At 72.3% G+C, this 12421-nt stretch carries 7 protein-coding genes; 3 read left to right on the forward strand and 4 right to left on the reverse strand.

What is annotated here, in order from left to right:
- The first annotated feature begins 77 nt into the window (after positions 1-77).
- Positions 78-3635 carry an AgmX/PglI C-terminal domain-containing protein gene (locus WMF12_RS28320; RefSeq protein ID WP_437850376.1) on the forward strand — a complete coding sequence of 1186 codons (3558 nt, stop codon included), beginning with the start codon at positions 78-80 and terminating at the stop codon, positions 3633-3635.
- Positions 3636-3642: 7 nt separating this feature from the next.
- On the opposite strand, the gene WMF12_RS28325 is transcribed toward WMF12_RS28320, so the two are convergent.
- Positions 3643-4683 (reverse strand): Gfo/Idh/MocA family protein, encoded by a 1041-nt coding sequence (locus WMF12_RS28325; RefSeq protein WP_437850378.1) that lies wholly within the window; start codon positions 4681-4683, stop codon positions 3643-3645.
- A 291-nt stretch (positions 4684-4974) separates the two neighbouring features.
- Between WMF12_RS28325 and WMF12_RS28330 the strand changes: the two genes are divergently transcribed.
- A complete protein-coding gene (locus WMF12_RS28330; RefSeq protein ID WP_437850379.1) occupies positions 4975-5835 on the forward strand; it encodes a hypothetical protein in 861 nt (286 codons plus the stop codon).
- A gap of 16 nt (positions 5836-5851) precedes the next feature.
- Here WMF12_RS28330 and WMF12_RS28335 read toward each other — a convergent pair whose 3' ends face one another.
- Positions 5852-8857: a PEP/pyruvate-binding domain-containing protein gene (locus WMF12_RS28335; RefSeq protein WP_437850381.1), complete on the reverse strand. Its 3006-nt coding sequence runs from the start codon at positions 8855-8857 to the stop codon at positions 5852-5854.
- Between the two features lie 351 nt (positions 8858-9208).
- Between WMF12_RS28335 and WMF12_RS28340 the strand changes: the two genes are divergently transcribed.
- On the forward strand, positions 9209-10141 hold the full coding sequence (locus tag WMF12_RS28340; RefSeq protein WP_437850383.1) for a hypothetical protein: 933 nt from the start codon (positions 9209-9211) through the stop codon (positions 10139-10141).
- 43 nt (positions 10142-10184) lie between these two features.
- Here WMF12_RS28340 and WMF12_RS28345 read toward each other — a convergent pair whose 3' ends face one another.
- Together WMF12_RS28345 and WMF12_RS28350 are read right to left on the reverse strand one after the other, a co-directional pair.
- On the reverse strand, positions 10185-11405 hold the full coding sequence (locus WMF12_RS28345) for a lanthionine synthetase C family protein (protein ID WP_437850384.1): 1221 nt from the start codon (positions 11403-11405) through the stop codon (positions 10185-10187).
- 57 nt (positions 11406-11462) lie between these two features.
- Positions 11463-12290: an SDR family oxidoreductase gene (locus WMF12_RS28350; protein ID WP_437850386.1), complete on the reverse strand. Its 828-nt coding sequence runs from the start codon at positions 12288-12290 to the stop codon at positions 11463-11465.
- Positions 12291-12421 lie beyond the last annotated feature (131 nt).

Raw genomic sequence — 12421 nt, forward strand, 5'->3', positions numbered from 1 at the left:
GCTGTCGATCGCCCTGCCCCACCGCCGGCGGGCCCGCGCTCACGCTCGGCCCGCCGCGCCACGACCGGAGATCCCCTGTGCCAAGAGCCCTCCTCCGCAGCCGCGCTGCGCTCGCCGCGATCGCCGCCCTCGTCCCTGCCCTCTTCAGCTGCGCCGACAGCCCCTCGCCGCCCGCCACCCCCGCCTCGCTCTCGCGCGGGCCCGGGCCTGCCGCGCCGCGCCCCCTGCCCGCCGCGCCGGCCGTCGCCGTCGTGGCGCGCCGCCCCGAGGCCGCGCCGTTCCGGCTCACCGCCGCGGACGGCACCGGGCTGCGCCTCGTCGCGCTCACCGGCCGCGCGGTGATCGAGGCGCCGCTCGCGCTCGCCGAGCTGCACCTCACCTTCGAGAACCCCGAGGATCGCGTGCTCGAGGGCACCTTCAGCGTGACGCTGCCGCCCGGCGCGAGCGTCGGGCGCCTCGCCATGAAGATCGACGACCGGTGGCAGGAGGGCGAGGTCGTCGAGCGCCAGCGCGCGCGCGAGGCGTACGAGGATTTCCTCCACCGCAAGCAGGACCCTGCGCTGCTCGAGCAGGCGGCGGGCAACGAGGTGAGCGCGCGGGTCTTCCCCATCCCGGCGCGCGGCGTGAAGCACATCGTCCTGTCGTACTCCCAGGAGCTCCGCCCGGACGCGCCCTTCGCCGTCCCGTTGCGCGGCCTGCCCACGGTGAGCCGCCTCGACGTCGAGGCCACCGTCGCCGGCGCCGCAGCGCCCGTCCACGCGCTGCGCCGGAACGACGCCGCGCCCGAGGCCGATTTCGTGGTGGAGCCCGCGCGGCTCACGTCGACCGAGGCGCGTGGCGGCCTGCGCAGCGGCGAGCTCGTGCTCGCCCGCGTGAACGCTCCGGTGGATGCGCGGCCCGATCCGCTCGCCTCCGCGGTGATCCTCGTGGACACGAGCGCCTCACGCGCGCTCGGGCTCGAGGAGCAGCTCGGCGTGCTCGCGGCCCTCGCGCGGGCGGTCGCCCAGGCAGGCGGCCCGGGCGCGCCGCTCACCGTCGCCTGCTACGACCAGGCCGTCACCCCCGTCTTCGACGGCGCGGCCGCGGCGTTCGGCGAGGTGGAGCTCGCGCGCATCCGCGAGCGGCAGGCGCTCGGCGCCTCGGATCTCGGGCGCGCGCTCCGCTGGGCCGGCGAACGCGCGCGCGCCCGCGGCCAGCGGCGCGTCGTGCTGCTCTCCGACGGCATCGCGACGGCGGGCGAGGTCGCGCCGGGCGCGCTGCGCGGCGCCGCGGCGGCGCTGCGGGGCGCGGGGGTCGAGCGGCTCGACGCGGTCGCGCTCGGCGGCCTCCGCGACGAGGCCGCGCTGCGGCAGCTCGTCGCGGCGGGCCTGCCCCGCGACGGCGCCGTGGTCGACGGCGCGCGCGGCGCCGCCGAGATCGAGCGGCGCCTCGGCTCGGCCACGCGCTCGGGGATCGCGGTGAACATCGAGGGCGCGCGCTGGGTCTGGCCCCGCACCCTGAACGGCGTGCAGCCCGGGGACGAGGCGCTCGTCTACGCCGAGGTGCCGGCCGAGCTGCCCGTCCGGCTCACGGTCGACGGCCGCACCACGACGCCCGACCTCCGCGGCGTGGAGCGCCCGCTGCTCGAGCGCTCGTGGGCCCGGGCGAAGATCGACGGCCTCCTCGCCCGAGAGGGCGCCGGGGGCGACCAGGACGCGATCCGCAAGCAGATCATCGATCTCTCGATCGCGCACCGGGTGCTGAGCCCGTACACCGCGCTGCTCGTGCTGGAGACCGAGCACGACTACGCGCGCTTCGACATCGCCCGGCGAGGGCTCTCCGACATCCTGACCGTGGACGACGGCCGCGTCGCCGTGCAGAGGCGCTCGCGGCCGCAGACCGGGAAGCCGTCGGCCCCCGCGCCGGCCCAAAGCCCGGTCGCCGGCGCTTCGCCTGGCAAGCGCGCCGAGGTTTCCGCTGAGCAGAGCGCCGACGTTTCCCCTGGCGGGAGCGCCGCCCTGCGCCCTCCCCCCGCGCCGCCGGCGCCTCCTCCTGGCGCGGACAGCCAGTACTCCTTCGGCGCGGCCGGGGTCGCGCGGTCGGTCGTCAGAGGGGGCGCCGGCGGGCTCGGGCTATCGGGCGTCGGCGAGGGCGGCGGCGGCCGCGGCGAGGGCATCGGCCTCGGCGAGATCGGCACCCTCGGCCACGGCAGCGGGGCCGCTGCCGGGGCCGCGGCGCCCGCGCCGAGCGCCGCGTCGGCCGCCACGGGCGCCGGCCAGGGCTTCGGCAGCGGCCACGGCCGCCTCGCTGGCAGCCACCGGACCAGGGCGCCGCAGGTCCGCATGGGCGCCACCCAGGTGAGCGGCCGCCTCCCGCCGGAGGTGATCCAGCGCATCGTCCGCCAGAACTTCGGCCGCTTCCGCCTCTGCTACGAGAGCGGGCTCCTGCGCGACGAGAGCTTGCAAGGCCGCGTCACCGTGCGCTTCACCATCGACCCGCACGGCGCGCTCGTCAACGCGCGCGACGGCGGCTCCGATCTGCCCGACAGGGCCGTGGTCTCCTGCGTTATCCGCGCCTTCCGCGACCTCACCTTCCCCGCGCCCGAGGGCGGCAGCGTCGACGTGGTGTTCCCGATCGCGTTCACGGGGCCCCCGAACACCGCGCCCGCGCCGGCCGCCCCCGACGCGCCGGCCGCCCCCGACGCCCCCGACGACGCCGCGCCCCCGAGATCGGAGCCGTATACCGGCCGCTTCAAGCAGATCCACGACACCCTCGCCCGGGGCGACGCGCCGGCCGCCGTGCGCGACGCCCGGGCCTGGCGCGCGGAGGCCCCCGGCGACGTGCTCGCGCTCGTCGCGCTCGGCGAGGCGCTCGAGGCGGCGAGCGACACGCCGGGCGCCGCCCGCGCGTACGGCTCGCTGATCGATCTGTTCCCGGCGCGCGCGGACCTCCGCCGCTTCGCCGGCGCGCGCCTCGAGCGGCTCGCGGGCGGCGCCGGCCTCGAGCTGGCGGTCGACACCTACGAGAAGGCGCGCGAGCAGCGCCCCGACCACCCCGCGAGCCACCGCTTGCTCGCGTTCGCCCGCCTCAAGCGGGGCGAGCACGCCGCCGCCTTCGACGCGCTCGCGGCGGGCGTCGCGCGCCGCTACCCGCCGGGGCGCTTCGTCGGCGTGGAGAGCATCCTGCGCGAGGATCTCGGCCTGGTCGCCGCGGCGTGGCTCAAGGTGGAGCCCGCGCGCCGTGCGGCCATCCTGGCCCGGCTCGCGAAGGCCGGCGCCGCGCTCGAAAACGCGCCCTCGCTCCGCTTCGTGCTGAACTGGGAGACCGACGCCAACGACGTCGACTTCCACATCCGGGACGACCGCGGCGGCCACGCCTATTACGGCGACCCGGCGCTGCCAGGCGGCGGGCGCCTCTACGCCGACGTGACCACCGGCTACGGGCCCGAGTGCTTCACCATCCGCGCGCCCCGGGAGCAACGGGCCAGCCGGTACACCCTGCAGGCGCACTACTACGCGCGCGGCCCGATGGGCTACGGCATGGGCAAGCTGCAGATCGTCGACCACGACGGCAAGGGCGGTCTGACCTTCGACGAGCGCCCCTTCGTGGTCATGACCGACGGAGCCTTCGTGGAGCTCGGCGCCGTCACGCGCTGACGCGCCGCTAGACCCTCTCCCAGCGCCCGCTCTCGACGGAACGGAAGAGCGCGTCGATGACCCGCATGTTGCCCACCGCGACCTCGATCGAATTCTCGACGGGGTTGCCCGTGCGGATGGCGCGCGAGAACGCCTCGCTCTGCAGGTGGTACTGGTCGACGGCGGGGAACGAGGTGACCCTGGCCGAGCTGCAGTTCAGCGTCGAGCCGTCATCGAGGAAGACCCTGCACGGCTGGTCGGCGGGGGCGTTGAACGGGATCTCGATCTCGAGGCGGCCCCTGGTACCGAGCGCGTTCACGCGCTGGTAGGCCACCGCCTGCGTGCTGCACGTGAACGTCAGGTGCGCGCCGCCGTAATCGAGCAGGCCCGAGGTCAAGCGATCGGTGCCGAACTCGGGATCGCGCTCGACGAGCGCGATCGCCCCCACGGGCTCGCGTCCGAACAGGAAGCGCGACGTGTTCACCGCGTAGCAGCCGATGTCGTAGAGCGCGCCGCCCCCGACTTCCTTCTTGTTGCGGATGTTGGTGGCGTCGCGGTTGAAATACGAGAACGCCGCCTGGACGCTGACCAGATCGCCGATCTGGCCGCCTCGCACCCAGTCCCTGGCCTGCTGCCACTGCGGGTGGTTGCGGATCATGAACGCTTCAGCGATCAGCCTGCCCGTCTCGCGCTGGACGTCGACAAGCGCCTCGGCATCCCTGGCGCTGAGCGCGATCGGCTTCTCGCACAGGACGTGCTTGCCGGCGCGGGCGGCGCGCGCCGTCCACGTCACGTGCAGGTGGTTGGGCAGCGGGTTGTAGACGGCATCGATCTCCGGATCCTCGAGCAGCTCATCGTAGCTGCCGTACGCCTTCGGGATCCCGAGCGACCGCGCGGCGTCGCGCGCCCTGCCGATGTCGCGCGACGCCAGCGCGGCGAGCTGGGTCAGCGGCCCCCGCTTCATGCCGGGCAGGCTGACCGTCAACGCGAAGTTGCTCGCCCCGAGGACGCCCCAGCGCACGGGGGTGAGGGATTCGTCGGACGTCGGACCTTCGGCAGATGTGGACATGGGCACCTCGCTGCTCGCGAAACTAACGGTCGACGGCGCGCCTGTAAACGCTCGGCAAGCACCGGCGGAACCGCCGAGGCGCCGCCGCGCCGAGCGCCCCTCGGTCTCCTCGCCGCCGATGACGTACCCGAGATCGGCCAGGGGCGTACCAGAGCACGCCATCGAAGTCCCCCTCACGCTCCAGACGTCTGTCCATCGGACGTCACGCCACGACTTCGACCCGCTCGCTCGACACCCTCAGTAAACTCTGCCATTATTACCAGAATTGCAGCCTTTCAGTGGGGGACTGATATGGCTCGAAATACCATGGCAGGTCTGATACCGCTCATCGTTCTGGCCGGAACCGGATGCGGCGAGGACGGAGAGTGGCTTGAAGCGCCCTTGGGCGAAGCGCAGAGCGCGCTCGAGGCCGGCAATGCGCTGAACCCCAACGCGCTGAACCCCAACGCGCTCAATCCCAACGCGCTGAACCCCAACGCGCTGGCAGTCGGCGCCTTGAGCCTCATCGCCCTTGGCCCGCAGGCGCTGACCGCGATCCTGGACCCCGGGCCGGACGGCGCCCTCTCACGCGAGCACCTGAGGTACGTCGTCGAGTGCGCGCTCGAAAGCTCGCAATCGTTCCGTTTCGGCTGGATCGACGCCTCTGGCGTCTATCACGACGAGATCTACACAGGCGTGCTCGGACTCGTGAGGAGCTGGGCGTGGGTCCCGCTGGATGGTAACGGACAGCGCTGGATCTCGGCGTGCCTGGCGGCGCGCACCAACTACTACAGGGTCCCCGTCGTGCTCTCTTCGCGTGGACCTACCAAGGCGATCAACAAACAAAACTCGCCGGAGCTGTCCACGTTCACGAGGGAGGAGGGTGCGTTCTGGGGCAACATCTACGGGAGCTCGCCGGCGCTCTATGCCTGCCATGTTCCAGAGAACGATGCGAGCTCACGCGCGGCGCTTCGTGACTGCGCCGCCGGGCACATCGACGAGACGACTGGCTCCATCCAACCGTGCGGGGCGATCCAACTTCTTGGCCCGTGTGACACCTATTGCGACCCCATTGCCCCCAAGAACGGCATCTATCACCCTTCCTGCTTCACGGATCCGGCGAACCGCTCGGCCACCACGAGCTTGCAGCCGATCACGGTCTTCCTCGAATGAGAGGGAGGCGTCGAGCCTAGTATTCGCGGCAGTCGCCTGGCGCCTCCAGCGTGCCGAAGCTGTAGGGCCGCGCCTGCTTGACCAGCAGCCGGCGCTCCGGGCCGATCAGCTTCCATTCGATCTGCATCGCGTACAGCCGGTTCTCCCCCTTCGGGTCCACCAGCGGCCGGTAATGAGCGTGGACGGACTCGAGCACGCACCCGAGCCGCTGGACCTCCGGGAACGACAGCACGTCGCGCCCGCGCGACAGGCTCGAGCGCGTGTGGTACTCCGCCTTGATCGTGCGAGGCGGCGGCGTGTACACGATCTCGTCGCTGGTCACGCCGGGCGCGGGGTTGGTGACCGAGGCCTCCCCGATCTGCGCGTTGATGTAGTACTGGCTGTCGCGGGTGGCGTCGAGCGCGTTGCGGCTGATCGCCACGCCCTGCGCGCGCTCGGATTGCCAGGCCTGGTGCACCAGCACGGCCATGGCCGCGCGCGCCTGCTCGACGTGGCCGAACTCGCGCTCGTCGTAAGCGCGCGTGTTCCACAGGCTCGCCCAGACGGTGCGCAGCGCCTCCTCGATGGAGCTCGACTCGGCGTCCAGGTCGCCGCTCGTCGACGTGTGCAGGCCCGCGCCGTTGAAGGTCGCGAGATCCTCGGTGTTGCTGCTGCTGCGCAGGCGCACGCGGTCGCCGCCGAAGCGCTGCTCGATCGCGCCCGTGACCTCGCTCAAGATCGCGGGGTCCACCGGGTGCGCCAGCATCCGCGCCCGCACCTCGGCCAGGCCCTCGGCGTGCGCGTGCGGATCGGCGCGGAACTCGGGATCCTGCTCGAGCTCGGCCAGGAGCTCCGCCGCGCCGCTCGCCTCGAAATGATCCATGTAGTGCGAGAACGGGATCGCGAACGCGGCGGGCGGCACGTACAGCGGCAGCAGGTCGAGCGGGCAATACTGCCCCACGCCGCTCACGCGGTACAGCTCGGCCATGCCTGCCGCCTTGGAGCCGATGCTGTCGCTCATGGCGTAACCCGCGGCGTCGAGCGGCACGACCCCGCGCACCGAGAGGTCGAGCGCCGGCGAGAGCCGCGCGCCGGTCGGCTTGCGCTTCTCCCAGTAAGCGTCCGCCTCCTGCGCGGTGGCCTCGCGGATGTCGAAGTCCGACGCGCGCACCTCGAGCCGCACCAGCTTGCCGAACAGGGCCTTCAGGCGCTCGTCGTCGCGCGCGCCGCGCAGGGCCATGTTCGGCGTGCCCCGGCCGCGCGCCAGCACGTTCACGTGCGCGAGCGGCGTCTGGAACGCCTCGGTGATGAGGCCGCCCATGAACGCGGTCTCGTTCGGCACGTCGTCGGTCACCACGATCACGTTCGGCCCGAGCTCGGCCGTCTCCAGATCGCGCGCCGGGACGAACGTCAGCGTGCCAAAGCCCTCGGCCGGGTTCAGCGACTGGTACGTGAGCCCCTTGTACGGCGCGTTCGGCCCCACGATGGGCGCGGTCCCTTCGATCGCCCGCAGCTCGATGATCTGGCGCCCTTCGGTGGGCCGAATCGCCCACGCCTCCGGGTCGGGCACCGCCTTCATCGCCGCGAAGAACGCGCGCCGCATCTGCTCGCCGACGATCTGGTCGCCGGGCGAGAACTCGACGGTCTTGGCTCCGTTGGTGTGCTCGACCAGCGTGCCGAGGAGGTAGCGACGGCCCTCGGACCGGAAGTACTCGGTCTGGCTGAACAAGCCCCAGCCGACGTTGAACTCCGCGGCTTGCTCGGGATCGCAGCGATCGAGGTGGGGCTCCTTCCGGATCTGCTCGCGGACAAAGGTGTAGTGGAGCGCCCAATCGCGCGTGCTCAGGAGGTGCACCGTGTCGTTCGCGGCCATGTCGACGACGAACTTGACGCCGAGCTCACCGACCGCGGTGCCGCCCTCGGCCAGCTCGGCGAAGTCCGCCGCCGTCTCCAGCCGGTGCGTGCGCCCGCTCGCGAGCTCACGCCCCGGGAGCTCGGCGCAGCCCTCGTTCGCGGCGCCGGGGCTCGCCGCCCCGCAGAAGCGCGGCGCCCCGTCGGCGTCGGGCACGCGGGCCAGCGACGCGCCCTCGGGCCAGGCCATGAAGTCGATGCGATCGCTCGGCTCCGGGCTGTCCTCGCGCCACAGCGTCGCCACGCCCTCGAAATCGGGCGAGGCCTCGATCTCGGCCGTGTCGCTCGCGCTCACCGGCACGCTCACCCGCTCCCCGGCCGCGAGCGTGACGGACGGCTCGGGCCACGCGAGCAGCACGCCCGCATCGGCGCCGGGCAGCGCTTGCCCCGGAGAGAGCGCCGCGAGGCGCAGCGCGAAGCCGTCGAGCGCGACGGGCGCGCCGCTCGCGTTCAGCACCTCGACGAACCCCGCGGGCCGCAGCGAGAGCTCGGAGATGACCAGCGGCCCGGCGATGGCCGGGAACGGCTCGGGCCACTGGAAAGGCGCGAAGCGGATGCTGTCGTCGAGGTTCGGCGGATCCGGCGGACCGCAGGTCTCGCCGTTCTCTCGCTCGGGCGTGGCATAGCGGCAGATCGACAGCGCGCCCGTGCCGTCGGGCAAGCGCGCGTAGCTCTCGGACCGCGGCAGCTCCGGCACATTCACCAGGTCGGCGAGCTGGCACGACGCCGACCACAGCGCCACGCGCGCGCCCGAATTCGAGAGCTTGAACGGCAGGTGCAGCGGGCCCTGCTCCGGCGCGTCGTCGGCCCAGAGCAGCACCGTTCGCCCCGGCCCGAGCGCCATCTTCGGCAGCCGCGTCGCCTTGCCGGACTTGTCGCTCAGCGCGTACTCCCCGAGATCGAGCGCGCGCTGGCCGATGTTCATCAGCTCGATGAAATCGTCCGTCTCGCCGACCTCGTCGACCCAGGCGCCGTCGTTGCCGGTCATCACCTCGTTGATCCGAAGATCGCCGCTCAGCGCAGGCGCGGCGGCCACGGGAAGCTCGAAGTCGCACACCTCCGGCTTCGGTGGGTGCTCCTCCGTCGGGAGCTGGGTCTCGCCCGAGCAGCCGACGCCAAGGGCGAGCGACAAGAGAGCCGCACCCACGCGCGGCTGGGGCCAAGGGTGAACGCGATCGCTGGGTGAGCGCTCCATCATGCATGCCCCCGTCGTTCCTGCACCGTCATGCCCGCTCCGACAGCACGCGGCGTGCCGCACGCACCGGCGCCTGGCGCGGCGCAGAAAGCTCGTGGAATCCAGTCCTTCGGCCGCACGGCGTGGCTCGCCGTGCGCCGGGCTGTGCCAGCTCCTGCGCCGTCACCGCCAGGGGGCCGCGCCGGCTGACACGGTCAACTGCGCATTCAGCCGGCTCGCGCCTTGGATGCTGGCTTGAGCTCTTGTAGCCTCGCGCGCATGCGTGAAAGCGTGCATGGACGAGTTGCTTTGATCGCTCTCCTCACCTGCGCCCTGGCCGCCTGTTCTGAGTCGCCGGCCGACGAGGGTGGCGCGGGCGGCGGCGGCGGCGCGGGTCCAGCCGGCAGCGGCGGCTCCGGCGGCGCCGCGGAGGCCAGCTCGAGCGCGGCCGAGGGCGCGACCTCCAGCGCCGCGACGGGCGCCGGGGCCGGAGGAGGAGGAGGAGGAGGAGGAGGAGAGCCCGAGGGCGGGTGCGGGAGCGTCTCGGAGGTGCCGCCCGAGCTGGGGTTCGACCCTTTCTACAAGAAGTACGTCGACGCCGCGGGGATTCCCGTCATCAGCTCCGAGAAGGTGCCTGACGCGGCGCTGCTGCGCACCTGCTCGGTGGTCGTCCGCATGCTCGGCCAACGCGACGACGTGCGTCAGGCGATGATCGAGAACCACACGCGCGTCGCCGTGATGGCGGAGACGGAGGTGACAACCGACATCCCCGAGCACAGCGACCTGTACGAGGCGTTCCCGGGGACGGACTGGGACACGCGGGCCCGCGGCCTCGGCGCGACCCCCGCCCGGCCCGCGAGCTCCTGCGCCGAGGAGAACGTCCTGTGTTATCCGAGCGATCCGTACCTCGGCGAGGACATCCTGGTGCACGAGTTCTCGCACGCCATCGCGATCATGGGCATCGCCTTCGTCGAGCCGGCGTTCAACAGGGAGCTCGAGGACGCCTTCGACGCCGCGCTCCAGGCCGGGAAATGGGAGAACACCTACGCGGCGACGAACAAGGACGAATACTGGGCCGAGGGGGTCCAGTCCTGGTTCGACGCCAACACCGAGGCGATCCCCACGAACGGGATCCACAACGACATCGACACCCGGGCCGAGTTGCGCGACTACGATCGCCCGCTCCACGACCTCATCGCCAGGTACTTCGCCGACGACGCGTGGCGGCCGAGCTGCCCCTGAGGCGCAGTGGGCCGAGCGAGGCCGCAGCGCCTCCAGGGCTTGGCTACGCGGGCGGATAGAAGACATCGAGCGTCGGGAAGGCCGGTCTGGCGCGGATGCAGTCCCAGAGGTAGACCGCGAACCCCAGATCGCCCGTCCAGAGCGAGTAGCGCAGCTGTCCGTACCGGCGCGCGTCTTCCTTCGTCTGAAGGATGCCGTGCATCGCGAAGGCGCGCGCGCGATCCAGCCAGAGCGCGTCGCCCGTGCGCTCGTGGAGCTTGAGGAAGGCGTAGCCGTTTCCGCCCGTGCCATGGCAAAGGTTCGAGCCTTTACAAAGAGGCCCGGCCGCCCACGTCGCCTCGCCAGCGGCCCAAAGGAGCTCGTCGAGCGTGGGGCTGGGGAGTTCGGCAAGACAGATGACGAAGCCGGGCGCGCCGTGGCAGAACTGCATCAGCCGGGGGTACGGGGCATCGCCCTGTAAAGCCAGCTGCGCTGGCCAGCTGGCCATCCTGCCTTCTCGCGTGGCTGTCCGCCCGATCGTGGTGGCGATGACCTGCTCCCAGGCTGCCCGGTCGCCGGCGTCCAGCAGGTGCCGGCCATGGAGGAGCGCGCGCGCGGTCGCGACGAACCCGTGGACGGCGTCGAGATAGGTGCTCCGGCGGCCGTAGAGGTCTTGCGACCAGTAATGACAGCCGTGCTCGTCGGACCACTGAAGCTGCGACCAGAGGCGCTCGGCGGTGCGGCGGAAGAGATCGGCCCAGCGCGCGTCGCCGAAGCGCTCGTGCAGGAACGACGCCGCCAGCATGGTGCCGGGCGCCCCCCACATCAGCTCGCGCGCCGGGTGGTCGAGGTTGCGCTCGATGAGCGCCGCGAGCCGGTCGGCTCGTTCCTCGGTGGGCCGCTCGCCCTGCACCATCAGGAGGATGGGCGTGTCCCCCATCATGAACGCGGCGCTCTCATCACCCGGCATCGAGGCCAGCCATGCGCGGTTGCGAAGCAAGAGCGCGTCGAGCTGCTCCGTGGTGCGCATCGCGCCTGGCGCCGCCCCCACCGCATGCAGGTAGCGCAGCGCCCAGATGACGCCTGCAGCGCCGTGGTAGAGCGGCAGCGCCGGCTGGCTCGGGTCGTCGCCGGGCTCGACGTCCTTCGGGTGCAGCGGCCAGTACGCGTCTTCCGAGAAGCGCGCCTCGGTGTCGCGAACGATGCCCTGGATGGCGTCGCGCGCGACGTCCTCGTCCCATGCGACGGATGTCAATGCCTCGTGGCGCTCGGGTTCGTGCAACATGCGGTGCCTTTGCCTGCTCTGCGAGCGTCGCGCTCGACCGCGCGCCGCGGCGGGGCGCTACGCCGCCAGCGCCTCGGTCAGCTTCCAGAGCCGCTCCTGCGCGGCCTCGTCGAGCGCCGCCTCGGCCGCCGGCTTGATGCGGCTCTTCTCGAAGTACTCGCCCGTCACCCCGGCCAGCTCCGGCGCCGTGGCCACGTGCAGCGAGCACTCGGCCCCTTGCTCGGGCGTGAGCAGGAACAGGTTGAAGAGCTTCATAAGGAGCTTTGGATAATCGCGCATCAGGTCAGTCCTGACCACGCCCGGATGGACGGCGTTGACCGTGACGCCGGTGCCCTCGAGCCGCCGGGCCAGCGCCTTGGTGAAGAGCACGTTCGCGAGCTTCGACTGGGTGTACGCCGCGGTCGTGCCGTACTTCCGCCGCTCGAACTGCAGGTCCTCCCAGTCCATCCGGCCGCGGTAGTGCAGCTTCGAGGACAGGACCACGACCCGCGACGGCGCGCTCTTCTCCAGGAGCGGGAGGAGGTCCTGCGTGAGCAGCCACGTCCCCACGTGGTTCACTCCGAACGTCGCCTCGATCCCGTCCTCGGTCGTGCCGCGCGAGCTCCGCCATACCCCGGCGTTGTTCACAAGGACGTCCAGGCGCTCGTGCGCCGCGCGGAACCGCTCGCCGAAGGCGCGGATGCTCGCCTTGCTCCCGAGATCCAGCGCGATCACCTCCACGTCCTTGCGGCCGGTGGAGCGCGCGATCTCGTCGCGCGCCGCCTCCCCTCTGCCCGTGTCGCGGCACGCCAGCACCACCTTCGCGCCGCGCTGAGCGAGGCCGCGGGCCGTCTCCTTGCCAATGCCCGTGTTGCCGCCGGTGACGATGCAGACCTTCCCGTTCATGGCGCTCCTCTCTCAGGTTCCAGCGGTGAGCGCAAGGCCAGCGCGCGCCTCGCCACCGAAGACGCCAGGGAAGCCGAGGCGCCCCTGGCCTCGTGACGGAGCAAGGCCCCTATCCCGCGAAACTCCAGCGA

Source organism: Sorangium sp. So ce363 (assembly GCF_051520435.1).
Classification (GTDB): domain Bacteria; phylum Myxococcota_A; class Polyangia; order Polyangiales; family Polyangiaceae; genus Sorangium; species Sorangium cellulosum_B.

Coding starts and splice junctions, on each gene's coding strand:
- WMF12_RS28325 (WP_437850378.1), bottom strand. CDS start 4,683: ATGTCCACATCTGCCGAAGGTCCGACGTCCGACGAATCCCTCACCCCC.
- WMF12_RS28330 (WP_437850379.1), top strand. CDS start 4,975: ATGGCTCGAAATACCATGGCAGGTCTGATACCGCTCATCGTTCTGGCC.
- WMF12_RS28345 (WP_437850384.1), bottom strand. CDS start 11,405: ATGTTGCACGAACCCGAGCGCCACGAGGCATTGACATCCGTCGCATGG.
- WMF12_RS28350 (WP_437850386.1), bottom strand. CDS start 12,290: ATGAACGGGAAGGTCTGCATCGTCACCGGCGGCAACACGGGCATTGGC.